Origin of the sequence: Fangia hongkongensis FSC776 = DSM 21703 (genome assembly GCF_000379445.1) — a bacterium.
Taxonomy (GTDB): domain Bacteria; phylum Pseudomonadota; class Gammaproteobacteria; order Francisellales; family Francisellaceae; genus Fangia; species Fangia hongkongensis.
Window position 1 is genome coordinate 30,908 of sequence record NZ_KB902244.1, and the last position, 13,748, is coordinate 44,655.

The following is a 13,748-nucleotide window of genomic DNA, read 5'->3' on the forward strand; positions in this document are numbered from 1 at the left end:
CTATGTTTAATATCGGGGAGTTTCGTAAAAAACCGGATCGTTTAACGGATCTTTTACCATGGGCAGTGCTCGTTGCCAAGGGTGTTATTTTAAATAAAGATGGCTCTTTTCAAAAGACCTTCCGTTTCCGTGGGCCAGATTTAGAATCATCTACACAATCCCAGTTGGTTTCGATTACTGCAAGATTAAATAATACCTTAAAACGCTTGGGCTCAGGCTGGGCACTTTATATAGAAGCAAGGCGAAAACCAGCCCAAAGTTACCCAACAGAAAACTATTTCCCTGATCCAATTAGTTGGCTTATTGATGTTGAACGTAAAGATTTGTTTGAGCGAGAAGGTGAAAACTATGAGAGTGAGTATTTTCTAACCTTTCAATATTTGCCGCAAAAAGAGTCAGTATCTAAAATCTCAGGCGTTTTTGTTCGCCAAAAGAAAAATGATGAGCAGGATGTGGGTTATAAGAAGCTAATGAATTACTTCTCAGCCACTGTGAATCAGCTGTATGACATCATGCAGGATTTTATGTATGAAATCCGTGAATTGAACGATGAAGAAACGCTAAGCTATTTACATAACTGCATCTCTGAGCGAGCGCATAAAGTAGCCGTTCCAGATAACCCAAGTTACTTAGATGGGGTGCTTGCCGATACACCGCTTTTAGGTGGGCTTGAGCCAAAGCTTGGAAAGTATCATTTGAAAACAGTTTCCATTTTAGGCTTTCCTTCAACCTCCGTGCCAGCCATTTTAGATGGGCTTAACCATCTGCCAATTCAATATCGTTGGGTGACACGATTTTTACCACTTGATAAAACAGATGCGGAGAAAATTCTAAAAAGTTATAAACGTCAATGGTTTGCCAAGAGAAAAGGTGGGTTGACGATTTTAAAAGAAGTTATGTCAAAAAGCGAAAGTGCGATGGTAGATAGCGCTGCCGTGCAGAAGTCACATGATGCAGATGAAGCTTTATCTGAAGTGGCAGATGATCTGGTTTCTTTTGGCTATTATACTGCCACGGTTACTGTATGGGATGAAGATCAAGAAAAAGTATATGAGAAACAGCGTGAAGTAGAGCGGGTTATCAATGGACTTGGCTTTGTAACAGTCGCTGAAACGGTTAACGCGGTAGAAGCATGGCTTTCATCTATTCCTGGACAGGCTAATGCAAATGTAAGAACTCCCTTAATGCATAGTTTGAACCTCTCTCATCTGTTACCATTTTCAGCCGTTTGGGCGGGTCCTGATTATAATACACACTTAAATGCGCCTCCACTTCTATACGCCAGAACCTCAGGAAATACACCGTTTAGGCTGTCAAATCATATTGGTGATGTTGGTCATCAGATGATACTAGGCCCAACAGGTGCAGGTAAGTCTGTTCTTTTAAATGTGATGGCTGCACAATTTTTACGTTATAAAGATGCGCAAGTGTTTATTTTTGATAAAGGGGCAAGCTTTTTTGCACTGACTCAGGGGGTAAAGGGGCATTTTTATGAAGTAGGTGATATTGGCAAAGGCGGTCTTGTCTTTCAGCCATTAGCAGAAATAGATCAAAATGCAGAGCGTGTTTGGGCGCATGATTGGGTGCTAGGGTTATTAGCTAATGAGCGAGTGGATATTACCCCTGAGGTAAAAGAAGCTGTTTGGCAAGCACTTGTTAATCTATCTGAAGCTCCAAAGGAGCAGCGCACCCTGACAGGGCTTCGCTCTTTTGTGCAAGATAGAGCACTTCGTATGGCGCTTGATTCGTATGTTTTAGGTGGCCCTTATGGTGAAATTCTTGATTGTGATCAAGAGTTTTTCAGTGAAGCAAACTGGCAGTGTTTTGAAATGGAGCGCCTAATGGCGATGCCTAATATTATTGCGCCAGTATTGGCTTATATATTTCATGTGCTAGAGAAACGCTTTGATGGCAGGCCTACTTTAATGATTCTAGATGAAGCTTGGCTGTTCTTAGATCATCCTATCTTTGCAAATAAAATTAAAGAATGGCTGAAAACATTGAGAAAGTTAAATGTTTCAGTAGTATTTGCCACACAGTCTGTGGATGATGCCGTTAAATCGCCATTGGTATCAGCATTAAATGAGTCTTGTCCATCACGCATTTTTCTGCCAAATGATCGGGCAATGGAGCCTGCTGTCGCACAAGGTTATGAAGCTTTAGGTTTAAATTTGCGCCAAGTTCAGATTCTAGGTCATGCAATGCCAAAGCGCCAGTATTACTTTCAGTCGCATAAAGGAAACTGCTTGTTTGAGTTAGGGCTAGGGCCAATCGCGCTTGCCTTTTGTGCAGTGAGTCGACCTGAAGATAGAAAGTATATTAGAAAGTTATTAGCACAAGATAAAGGCTATGAGCATTTTATTCATGCCTATTTACATGCTAAAAACTTAGATTGGGCTAATGATATTATTAAAGAGCACTATCTAGAAAAACCAAATGGGGAGGGTCTGGATGCAGCCGACTAGTTATCCATTTGGTAAAGAGATACAAACCTATAGACAAAGTGAGGTTATTACGCCGTTTCAGCCATTGGGTCAAGCATTTGATAAGCCTGTTGGTAAATATGTGCAAAAAGCGTATATGTGGCGCTTGGTCTTTTTTATATCTTCTACGGTCGCATTTATCTTTAGCCTTATTTTAATTAGTTTTTTTAATGCAACGCCTTATCATATTATTACTGAGCAAATTACAAATAAAGGCTATTTGAAATCTCCGCCAGCGCTATTAGGCTTACGCTATACTCTTCCAACACCTATTTTGGCGGAATTTGTAAAACAAAGTCTATTTGAGCCAATGCATCAGTTGGAGGGAAATAGTTATATTTCTCTTGAGGCAAAAGAGGCAATTAAAGAAGAGGCTCAATGGATGCATCAGCTTTCTGCCAACAAAGTCGTATTTGATAAATTTGTTATTAATGGCATGAGTTTTGCAGGTGAACTTGTTGATGATAAAGGAAACCCGCTTGCCAACATGACAGGCATGTTTAGTCAAACAACAATAAACTCCCCAGATAAAGTAAAAACAAATCCACTTGGTATTTATATTAATCGACTATCGATACAAAGGTTGTAGTAAATGAGTGATAATCAACAAGTTAATTATCAAAAAGCATATGAAGAGTGGGAAAACCGCATCGGAAATGCGAAAAAGCAAGCAAGGAACTGGATGGCTGCCAGCATTTTTATTTTGCTGATTTGTGTTCTTTTGTTAGTGGCTATTATTATTGAAGCCAATCGTCAGCAAACCTATGTTTATGTGGCTGAAGTTAAGCCAAATGAAAGTATAGTCAATGTGCAGCCTGCATCTCAAGGATATCTTCCAACTGATGCACAAAAGATCGCATTTGTCGGTGAGTTTATCAAAAATATCACAGAAGTACCGCTTGATCCTGTTGTGTTAAATAAACAGTGGCAGATTGCACTTTTGTCTGTCTCAGGTAGAGCAGAAGATCAATTAAAACAGGTTTATCAGGCATTAAACCCATTGAAAAAAATAGGGGATTCTACTGTTACAACCGTGATTAATAATGCAAATAAAGTCAGCAATAATAGTTTTGAGATTACTTTCCAAATCACTACCTATAATCACAGTGGTCAAGTTGAAAGTGCAAATATTTACTCAGGAATCTTTACATTAGCGCCAAGCATTGCGCCAAAAACATTAAATCAGATGTTGGTGAATCCACTTGGATTAAGAATCGGTTTCTTCTCATTTAGCGAAAAAGGGTCAAGTCAATGAAATTACGAAAAATAGCCTATATGGTGCCACTTTCTAGCGTTGTATTAGCAGGATGTGCTTCAAATGCTTACAAAGCTGATATCCAATCAGGTCATTTTGTCCAAGCAAAGCCGGCAAGTGAACAGTCAAAAGTCATTAGAGAATATGTGCCAGTGCCGGTTCCAGGTCAACTTCGACCCGTACCAAGCACCGCTGCAGTGAAAGCAGTGAAAGCGCCACTTGCTACGAAAGAGAAGGCAGTTAAAGATGCAAATTTGACCGCGACCCAATACCCTGATCAGAATGATTTTTTCAATGCAATGATGACGTATAATTATATGCCAGGGGCATTATATACTATCTATACAGCGCCTTTGACGATTACGGATATCCAATTTGGCGCAGATGAAAAAATCATCTCTCAAGCTGCAGGAGATACACTTCGTTGGCAAATTGCGTCTACTTACAGTGGGGATGAGAAAACCTTACGCTGGCATATTCTGATTAAGCCGCAAAAGGCAGGGTTGACTAACTCGATGATTGTCACAACGAATAAACGCACCTATCATTTGGTGTTAAAGTCAGTAGACCCAGATCAAGCAATGGTGTCTGTGAAGTGGCAATATCCAAGCGATATGGTGCAAGGTTTTGATGCTGCAAATTTAGGTAAAATGAATGCAAGCACGACAGGAACACCTATTCCACCGCCGCCAAAACAATCAGGTGGTGATTTAAATATAGATATTTCTAAAATGCAGTTTAACTATAAATGGGAAATGCTAAAAGGAGATATTCCAACTTGGTATCCACAGCAAATTTTCTCTGTTGGACATCAAACCTATATTAAATTCCCACATGAGGTGGTTCAAAGTAATGCGCCTATGCCAGTTCCATTTGTGGAATCAAGTGGTGACTCTGGTTATGGCACATCAAATTTCAACTGGCGCATGCAAGGGGATTATATGGTCATTGACACAGTTATTAAGCATGCTTATCTAAAAGTTGGAACGAAAAAATCGGGTGAAACGATTGTTGAAATCGCCCCTAAAAGTGAGTAGAAGGTGTACTGATGTCTAAAAAAGAGCGCCAAAAGTTATCGGTTAAAACACCGCCGCCAAAATCTTCAGAGTTGAATAAAAAGCTCATTACAGTTGTGGGTGGTGCAATTCTGCTGATCGTTATTATTGCGTTTATATTTTCAATTAATACGCAAAAAAGACAAAGTGGTAATGTAAACTCTTCTAATTTATCTGCAAATAGCTCAGGTAGTAGCCTGAAAATAAATAATGACCTATCAAGTTATAAAGATGCTGAGGCGATTAGAAAACGCTTAGGGATGGATCAGCCTGTTAAGGTTGTTCAGCAGCAAAACCCAGAGCTTCAACGTATGATTGATCAGCAGAAAAATCAGCTTCAACAGCTTCAAGCTCAAATCAATTCTTTAAAGAGTACACCAAGAACCACTCAGCCAACGCAGCCTAGCTATTCTCCAATGGATAGAGAAGCGATGAATGCGCCAATATTTTTTGGTGGTGGGGCGCCAAGACCTATTCCTCAGGATAATAAAAAAGAGCAGCAAAAATTAGGTAATCAGCCATCAACGGGCAAAGAAACTCCAGAGCAGCAGCGTGCCAAGTTTATGCAAGGTGGGTTAACGGCAAAAGATATTACCAACCAAAATACTATTCAAAAACCCATCTCTGAAAATGTCATTATGGCGGGTAACTCAATTCCTGCTATTTTGCAAACGAAAATCTCATCAGATTTACCGGGAACCATCGTTGCTCGTGTGGCAAAAGATGTTTATGACACCCTAACTGGCACCGTTTTATTAATACCACGAGGGAGCTCTCTTATTGGAGAGTATAACTCCAGCGTTCAGTATGGAGATACACGTGTGCAGGTGAAGTTTATTCGTTTGATTCGTCCAGATGGCACCTCAATTATTCTGCCGAACCAGCAAGGAATGGATGATGAGGGGATGTCTGGTTTATCAGATGAAGTTGATAATCACTGGGGGCAGTTAATTGGTGCTGCGGCATTATCCACCGTCTTTAATATTCCAGCAGTAGCAGCACAGGTTGCACAGCAGCAAAATACAGTAGTGTGTGATAGCAGTGGGAATAACTGTGTACCAAACTACTCAGGTGTCGCACAGAGCTCAGTGTTACAAAGTTTGGGTCAGACTGCTCAGCAAGTGGGTGGTAAAATTACTGATAGGGCAATGAATATCAAGCCAACAATTACGATTAATGCTGGGAAAGAGTTTTCTGTATTAGTAACGAAAGATACCTACCTTCCGCCTTATAACGGTTAATGGGGAATATGATGAAAGTAATCAGTGTGATTTTAATGTTTTTAATGAGTATAACATTTAGCTTTGCTTATGATTACAACAGTAATAATAACTATTCCAATAACGATTATAATAATCAAAATAACACGCAAAATTCAAATAATAGTAGCAGTAATAACAACAATAGTAATAATCAGTTAATGCAGGAGATGAACAAGAAAACTACTAAGGGCTTGAAAGTCTTTGACAAATTATTGAAAGATGATGGTCAGTCAAAGCAGGACTTTTTTGCCGATGTTGGACAAGACCCAACCTCTGATCAATTTGAAGGCGGAGGAGGCGATGGCACGCCAGTTAAGAACCCATTTAAAGGTATTTTAAATGATAGTAATAATCAAGGAAATTAGGGTGTGCTATGGATAATGTAACCAGTATTTTAGGGACACAACTACTCGATAAGATTCAATTTGGATTTATTGAGCATATTAATGCAAAATTTAGTGCGCTGCAGTCTTCAGCAGTAACTTTATTGGCTGTAGTGGCAGCGCTTGAGTTAGCTATTTTTGGGCTAGTGTGGGTGATTAAACAAGATGAAGGCGTAGGCAATCTGATTGTAAAATTTATTAAGATAGGCTTTTTCTTTGTCATCATACAATACTTCCCAGCACTCTTACAGTTTGTCTTGGAAATTTTCATCAAGGTGGGATACATCGTGTCGCCTGAGAAGTCTAAAGCATTATTATTTAGCCCTGGGAAAGTCTGGGTGATTGGCTTTAAAGCCGGTGTTTCCATGCTAAAAGTCTCTGTGCAATATGGTACATTTAACATTGGATTGTCAATGCTGTATCTTGTCCTTGGGATGGGCCTTCTACTTATCTTTGCAGCAATCGGCGCACAAATTATCATCTCAGTTGTGTTATTTTATTTTGTTGCTGTTTTGTCATTGATTATTATACCTCTTGGGGTTTTAAAACCACTTCAAGATTTGTTTAATCGTGCCATACAAAGCCTTTTAAGGGCAGGGGTCAGGCTATTTGCCGTGATTTTGATTCTAGGGGTGGCCTTTACATTATTCCAAAGTTTAAAAATCACCTCGATTACTGATTCAACAAGCCTTGAGAAGCCATTGGCATTATTTTTTACGTCCTTTGTTTTATTGATCTTGCTTTATACGTTGCCTTCTTATTTGGCGCGAGCCGTAGGTAAACCAGGTGGAAATCTTTTTGAAAATGTAAGCTCTCCACATGCCAGTAATGTGGTTGTGAATCAGCCTCCAGCGTATGTGAATCCAAATGTATCTTCAGTGCAGGCAGGCTCTTCTATGCAAAGCACACAATCAGCAGCAAATAACACTGTTTCCATGCAGGCGGCTTCAACAGTGGTATCTGGATCACAAAGTGTCAGTACACCAGCGCAAGCGGCAAATATTAACGTCTCTACAACAGTGCACGGCGGAGGCGGTGGAAAACAAGAGAAAGTATCAGATGCATCGAATATTAATCGTAGTATTTCAGATAGCACGATCAAAAAGGTTGTTGATAAAGAATAATGCGCAAAAAGCATGGTCGGTTTTTTGCGCTTACCTGTGGGATAGTGAGCGTACTTTTAATGTATGCTATTTATGTATTATTACAATATTACCATGTTGGGATAATAAAACAGCTCACCCCAAGCATGCCGGAGGGATACTATTTGACTTATTACACTAACAAGATAGAGCGAAATGATGATGTTGTTTTTTGGCCAAATCAAAAAACACAAGAGCTTATTGTTAAGCGTAAGTGGTTGGCAAAAGGGGTGCCACTATTAAAACAAGTGGTAGGGGTTCCCGGAGATCAGCTTTGTATTAAAGACCATAAGGTTTATTTAAATACAAAAGAAATTGCCAAGATTGAGCGTTTTGATGACCAGCATAGAATGCTTCCGGTGTTTCGCTATTGTGGTATTATTCCTAAGGGGCATTATTTTATGCAAGGTATCTCAAATCCAAAATCATTTGACAGCCGTTATTATGGCTTAATTAGTAAAGCACAAATTACCGCAAAGGCAGTGAAATTATGATACAGCAAAATGTGATTAAAGATCGCCAATTAAAAATGTTGGAAACAGCATTTGGCCCACAAATTATGTCGTATTTATTTGATGAAAAAATCATTGAAATTATGCTTAATCCAGATGGGCGACTGCATTATGAAAAAATAGGTGAAGGCAAGGTCGCAACAGATACAATTATTTCTCAAGAGCAAAGTGAGAACATATTAAAGCTGGTTGCTTCATTTAAAAATCAGGTAGCTAATGAAGAGCACCCAGAAGTCTCAGCGGAATTGCCATTTCAAAGTGCGCGCTTTCAAGGCTGGCTGCCGCCTGTTGTATCTCAGGCATGTTTTTCTATTCGAAGAAGAGCGGTTGCCATTTTCTCATTAGATCAATATGTTGAACAAGAAGCACTGTCAGTGAATCAAAAGCAATATTTAAAAAAATCGATGCTTGAGCGCAAAAATATTGTTATTGTTGGCGGGACAGGTTCAGGAAAAACTACCTTTGCCAATGCACTTTTAGCGGAGCTCTCGGGAAGTGATGAGCGTGTTTTAGTGATTGAGGATTTGCCTGAGCTTCAAGTGAAAGTTGAAGACCTTGTGACCATGACAACTACACTGCATATCAGTATGAAAGATTTGGTTAAGGGGTCACTTAGAATGCGCCCTGATCGAATCATTATTGGTGAGGTTCGAGATGGTTCAGCACTTGATTTATTAAAAGCTTGGAATACGGGGCATCCAGGCGGTGTTTGTACTATCCATGCAAACAGTGTTGAATCGACGCCATATCGTTTTGAAGATTTGATTCAAGAAGCAGTGGTGCGTGTACCTAGAACATTGATTCTTCAAGCAATTGACATTATTGTTTTTATTGAGCGAGATAAATCAGGAAAGCGTAAGATCAAAGATATTGTTGAGCTTGCAGGCTATGAAAATAATCAATATATTTTTACTCCTTGTCAAATGGGCTAATGCCCTTTACAGCCTTTGCTAGTAATCTTTAAAAAGCTGACTATACTTTGATTGAGTGTAGTAAATGGAAGCGCTTGCATGAAGCTAGCAAAGTTCTTGAAAATATCTGAAAAACGGATCGTTGCGATTGAGTGGTCAAATGCATTTTTACGTATTGCGCAATTATCAAAAAGTACCTCTGGTTATCAGCTTATTGCCGTGGATGCTGCGGCTCTGGGTAATGAATGTGTCAGTAATGGCCAGATTGTAGATTATGCTGAATTTGCTGAAACACTTATAGATTTATTAAAAAGAAATAATATTCAAACGCACTATGCAGGCTTTGTTCTTGCACAAGGCAATACGATTATCAAAGGAGTGCGTTATGATAAAAGCTTAAGTGCAAAAGGGCTTTATGATGCATTGCTATTAGATATGCAAAAACATATCTCTCAAGGTGCAGAAGACACCTATTTTGATTATCAGCTCTTAGGGGATAGCATGCAGGAGGGAAAACAAGATGTGCTGTTGATTGCTGCGCATAAAAGTGATGTTGAGCCGTTTGAGAAAATTGCCAGAATGTGTCATTTATTGCCTGAGGTTTTAGATATTGATAGCTATTTACTAAGACGGTTTTTACAGGTTCTGTATCCAATGGATTTACAGGAAAATAGCTGTGTTGCTTTGGTTGGATTAAATACTTTCAGTTATAAAATTCACTTTTTAGATGAAAATGAAATCTACTTTAATGATCAAAAAGCACTGGGGGTGAATTTAAACGACGAGGAATATATTAATTCACTTATTCCTTGGTTTGCGCGCAACATTCAAATGTTTGAAGTTGGGCATTCTGATATCCAACTAAAGAGGCTTTTTCTATACGGAGAAAGAGTTGAGATTGAGAGGCTCATTGATAATTTGAAAGAGCAAACAGAAATAGAGATTGAAATTTTAGACCCCTTTAAACATATATCATTAAACAATAAAACACTGCCGCAATGTCCAGAGAGCTATGTTCTAACCTTGGCTCTGGCAACAAGGGAGGTAATTGGTTAATGAGTATGCATGGTATTAACCTTTTCCCTTGGCGTGAGACCTTAGAAAAACGCCGTGCAAAAACATTACTCTTTCATATGCTTGCTAGCGTCATTGCTGCAATTGTTGTGCTGATTATCTGGTTGGTGATTGCATTAAGCGCATTGAATGAGCAAGAAGCAAGAAATGCCTATATTAATAATAAAAATAAAATGCTGACAACTAAAGTTAGTCATATCGGTCAGCTAAAAAAAGAGAAAGCTGAGTTACTAAGACGGATTATGTTATTAAATCAATTGCAAATTAATCGGGCCAAAGAGCTTTTGATGCTGGTTGATTTAGCAAAGGCAATGCCAGATAGCGTTTATTTGCTATCGATAGACAAAAAAACAGATCATATTCTCTTACATGGGCGGGCTGAAAATAGTAAAGGGATTTCAGCTTTGATGAGGCAGCTTTCAGAGAGCCCATTTTTTACCAAAGCGCATTTATCAAACATACGCTTAATTGGTGATGTTGGCTTTGGTGCTGAGCATGAGTTTAAAATTACGCTCCCTATTGTCAAAGAAACGGCAGGAGAGAAAGTATGAAATGGATTAACATGCTCCTCTACAAAGCCGCAGCACAGCCCTTATGGGTGAGGTTGCTGATTAATATTATTGTGTTGCTAGTTGTAATTGTAATAGGCTATTGGTTGATTATTGGCTTTGTGAATCAAAAAACGCTTGATGCTAAAAAGTTAGAATCGCGTTATAAGCAAATATACCTGAAAAATGTTGCTAATAGTAAAACTTTGTCTCAGGTCCAATCACAGGTGCAAAGTATTAATAAGGTTTATCTGGAATTGGCTGATAAGCTGCCGCAGAATAATGAGCTTTATCAGCTGATTGATCAGCTATCTCAAGTTGCTTTCGACGCAGGCTTAAAAGTAAAATCATTGACGCCACAACCACTTGAAAAGAAAACAGGCTATGATGTTTTTAGCATTGATTTAAATGCCGATGGTAGCTTTGATGCGTTTGTTCAGTTTGTTAAATCTATTGTGACCTTATCAAGAATTATTGTCGTAGAGAGTTATCAGTTGAGTCCATTAAATCAGACAAATAATCATCGTCTCTTACAAATGAAAATAACGCTAAAGACTTATAGTATCAACCCATCCAATGCTAAAGAGGCACTTGTGGGGGTGGGAAATGGCTAGGCGTTATATTTATCAGGCAATGTGTATAGGCATCTCTACATTAGGTGTGAGCGCGTGCTCAAATCATCACGATTTTCCTGATTTGAAAGCTTACAGTGATAAGGTGATGCAAGATACAAAAGCCACCAATATTCAAGCATTGCCTGAAATTAAATTATATCAAATGCCTAAGGTAGATATTGAAGGGCTCCGTAATCCCTTTGAGACACCTTTACAACTAAAGGCGAAGCAAAGCGCTGAGAAAAACACATCTTCCTCCCAATATAAACCAGATTTATCTAGAGTTAAAAAAGCACTAGAGAAAGTGCCACTAGCAAATTTAGATTTTGTCGGGGTTATTCATCAAGATGGTCAACTATGGGCTATTATTACTAATAATAACACAGGCGAAGTCTTTACAGTGAAGGTGGGTGAGTATCTTGGTGAGAATTATGGACGTGTACAAAAAATCACAGACAATGCAATTCAAATTGATGAAAGGGTGCAAGATGCCAAAGGCAACTGGAGTAAAAAATTGACGGTGTTACCGCTTCACTTACACAAGGAGGATGAAGATGAAAAAGAATCCCCTTAAATATGCGATGCTTTTTGCTATGTTTGGTGGCAGTATTTCTATTGCTGATACCGATACGCTGACCTTTGGAAAAAATTTAACTGTAGAAGTAGGTATTCCAACTGCCTCTGATATTGCCTTGTTGTATGATGATAATCACACGATGACACATGCACCTTTGACTAAGACAGATCAAGAGCATAAGGCAATTCAAAATATGGATCAAGCTTTAGATACAAATACTATAGTGCATGAGCTCAGTGATGAGCATACAGGTGATGATTTAGGGGAAGATGTAGGCAGTGCTTTTAGTATTGATGATATTATCAATGATCAAGTAAATCGTGTCACGCCAGATTTAATTACACCTCACTCAGAGACTAAAATAACAGATATCAGCTTTAAGCGGGCACTGAATAATGGCAGTGTTATTAGCTTTAATTGGAAGCAGGAAAATGCCGAAATTCATTTTTCAGATGCGAAAAATACACTCTTGATTACTTTTTTCAATGCGCAAATTGACCAAGATTGGCTGCATAGCATTGATGCCTCTGTATTTAATACGATTGTCAATACGATTGATATTACTCAGGTTGGAAATAATATTGAAGTTGTTCTACATATGGGGCAGGCGTTTAGTTATGAATATCAAAAGCTTGCTGACCGGTTAGTAGTAACCATCAATAAAGCATATAGCGAAATAGAAGGCTTCAATGTGAATAAAAGCATTAGCCTAAAATTTCAAAATATAGAAGTGCGTTCCCTGTTACAAATTTTGGCGCAGTTTGCAGGGTTAAATTTGGTGGTCAGTGATGGTGTTACTGGAACCATTTCACTGAATTTAAAAGATGTTCCTTGGGAGGAGGCTTTACAGATTGTATTAATGTCTAAAGGCTTGGGTAAACGTCAAATGGGGAATATTTTATATATTGCTCCAGTTGCAGAGATTGCTGCTCAAGATGAGCAAGAGGCATTAGCAAAAAAAGCCAATCAACAGGTAGCACCACTAAAAATAGCCTATATCCCTTTGAATTATGCTAAGGCGCTAGAGACGACAAAAATGTTAACTTCAGGTTCTGTAGATTTATTCTCAGCACGTGGCTCTATTGTTGCTGATGAGCGCACGAATACATTAATTGTATCTGACACAGCAGATAGTATAGAGAAGATAAGAGCAATGATTAGTGAGCTGGATCAGCCTGTTGATCAAGTGCTTATTGAAGCCAGAATTGTTGAAGTGACAAAAGATTCAGTGTTTGAGCTTGGCATTGGCTATAATGCTGTTGATTCTAATAATGAAAATAATGTTATTAGTATTTTACCAAATTATATTAAAGGCGCTGATGCTAAAGCGGGATCTTCCAATGCTGCTATATCATTCACTGGACTTTTTGGTGGAATTGATTTGAGTTTGGAGCTATCGGCTTTGGAGACAGAGGGTAATGCAAAGGTTGTTTCATCTCCACATTTAGTTGTTGCCGAGAATAAAGAGGCATATATCAAACAGGGTAAGGAGATCCCATACAATGAATCTACTGCATCGGGGGCGGCGAGTATCGCATTTAAAGAAGCGGTTTTGGAGCTTCAAGTTGTGCCACAAATTGCACCCAATGGTAAAGTGATTTTGGAAGTAACCGTGAAAAAAGATGGTGTGACACAAGATACTGCCGGGCTTACCGAAGAGCCAATATTAGATAAGCGTGAGATACAAACAAAACTAATGGTGCAAAATGGTCAAACAGTTGTGCTCGGGGGCATTTATGAGCGCTCAGCAACCAAAAAACAAAGTCAAGTACCACTTTTAGGTGATATTCCACTTTTGGGCTGGTTATTTCGTAGTGTTTCAAATGAATATGAAAATAAAGAGCTTTTGATTTTTATTACCCCTAAAATCATTGAGCAAGATGAGTATTAAATTTACATCCGAAAAAAGACGCTCTGGTGGTATAATACCAT

General features: G+C 38.8%; 14 protein-coding genes. All 14 read left to right on the forward strand.

Annotation, left to right across the window (positions count from 1 at the left end):
• Positions 1 to 2: 2 nt before the first annotated feature.
• A complete protein-coding gene (gene trbE / locus A37Q_RS0104245) occupies positions 3 to 2,465 on the forward strand; it encodes a conjugal transfer protein TrbE (RefSeq protein ID WP_018299033.1) in 2,463 nt (820 codons plus the stop codon).
• Entirely contained in the window at positions 2,452 to 3,072 is a 621-nt protein-coding gene (locus A37Q_RS0104250) for a hypothetical protein (RefSeq protein ID WP_018299034.1), read from the forward strand. Before trbE ends, A37Q_RS0104250 begins: the two co-directional genes overlap by 14 nt.
• 3 nt (positions 3,073 to 3,075) lie before the next feature.
• A complete protein-coding gene (locus A37Q_RS0104255; RefSeq protein ID WP_018299035.1) occupies positions 3,076 to 3,738 on the forward strand; it encodes a VirB8 family type IV secretion system protein in 663 nt (220 codons plus the stop codon).
• A complete protein-coding gene (locus A37Q_RS0104260) occupies positions 3,735 to 4,775 on the forward strand; it encodes a TrbG/VirB9 family P-type conjugative transfer protein (protein WP_018299036.1) in 1,041 nt (346 codons plus the stop codon). The genes A37Q_RS0104255 and A37Q_RS0104260 overlap by 4 nt, the downstream gene beginning before the upstream one ends.
• Before the next feature lie 11 nt (positions 4,776 to 4,786).
• Positions 4,787 to 6,034 (forward strand): TraB/TrbI/VirB10 family type IV secretion system protein, encoded by a 1,248-nt coding sequence (locus A37Q_RS14595; protein WP_018299037.1) that lies wholly within the window; start codon positions 4,787 to 4,789, stop codon positions 6,032 to 6,034.
• An 11-nt stretch (positions 6,035 to 6,045) separates the two neighbouring features.
• The gene (locus A37Q_RS14600; RefSeq protein ID WP_018299038.1) at positions 6,046 to 6,420 is read left to right on the forward strand and encodes a hypothetical protein; all 375 of its coding nucleotides are present in this window, start codon (positions 6,046 to 6,048) and stop codon (positions 6,418 to 6,420) included.
• Between the two features lie 8 nt (positions 6,421 to 6,428).
• Positions 6,429 to 7,562 carry a type IV secretion system protein gene (locus A37Q_RS0104275; protein WP_018299039.1) on the forward strand — a complete coding sequence of 378 codons (1,134 nt, stop codon included), beginning with the start codon at positions 6,429 to 6,431 and terminating at the stop codon, positions 7,560 to 7,562.
• Positions 7,562 to 8,074, forward strand: a complete 513-nt coding sequence (lepB, locus tag A37Q_RS0104280; protein ID WP_018299040.1) for a signal peptidase I — start codon at positions 7,562 to 7,564, stop codon at positions 8,072 to 8,074. The genes A37Q_RS0104275 and lepB overlap by 1 nt, the downstream gene beginning before the upstream one ends.
• A complete protein-coding gene (gene trbB, locus A37Q_RS0104285) occupies positions 8,071 to 9,024 on the forward strand; it encodes a P-type conjugative transfer ATPase TrbB (protein WP_018299041.1) in 954 nt (317 codons plus the stop codon). The genes lepB and trbB overlap by 4 nt, the downstream gene beginning before the upstream one ends.
• 78 nt (positions 9,025 to 9,102) lie before the next feature.
• Positions 9,103 to 10,059, forward strand: coding sequence for a type IV pilus biogenesis protein PilM (gene pilM / locus A37Q_RS0104290; RefSeq protein WP_018299042.1), 957 nt, complete (start codon positions 9,103 to 9,105; stop codon positions 10,057 to 10,059).
• Positions 10,059 to 10,628 carry a PilN domain-containing protein gene (locus tag A37Q_RS0104295; RefSeq protein WP_018299043.1) on the forward strand — a complete coding sequence of 190 codons (570 nt, stop codon included), beginning with the start codon at positions 10,059 to 10,061 and terminating at the stop codon, positions 10,626 to 10,628. The genes pilM and A37Q_RS0104295 overlap by 1 nt, the downstream gene beginning before the upstream one ends.
• Positions 10,625 to 11,239, forward strand: coding sequence for a type IV pilus inner membrane component PilO (locus A37Q_RS0104300; RefSeq protein WP_018299044.1), 615 nt, complete (start codon positions 10,625 to 10,627; stop codon positions 11,237 to 11,239). The genes A37Q_RS0104295 and A37Q_RS0104300 overlap by 4 nt, the downstream gene beginning before the upstream one ends.
• On the forward strand, positions 11,232 to 11,813 hold the full coding sequence (locus A37Q_RS0104305) for a pilus assembly protein PilP (RefSeq protein ID WP_018299045.1): 582 nt from the start codon (positions 11,232 to 11,234) through the stop codon (positions 11,811 to 11,813). The genes A37Q_RS0104300 and A37Q_RS0104305 overlap by 8 nt, the downstream gene beginning before the upstream one ends.
• Positions 11,794 to 13,707 (forward strand): type IV pilus secretin PilQ, encoded by a 1,914-nt coding sequence (locus A37Q_RS14605; RefSeq protein ID WP_018299046.1) that lies wholly within the window; start codon positions 11,794 to 11,796, stop codon positions 13,705 to 13,707. Before A37Q_RS0104305 ends, A37Q_RS14605 begins: the two co-directional genes overlap by 20 nt.
• The last annotated feature ends 41 nt before the right edge of the window (positions 13,708 to 13,748 follow it).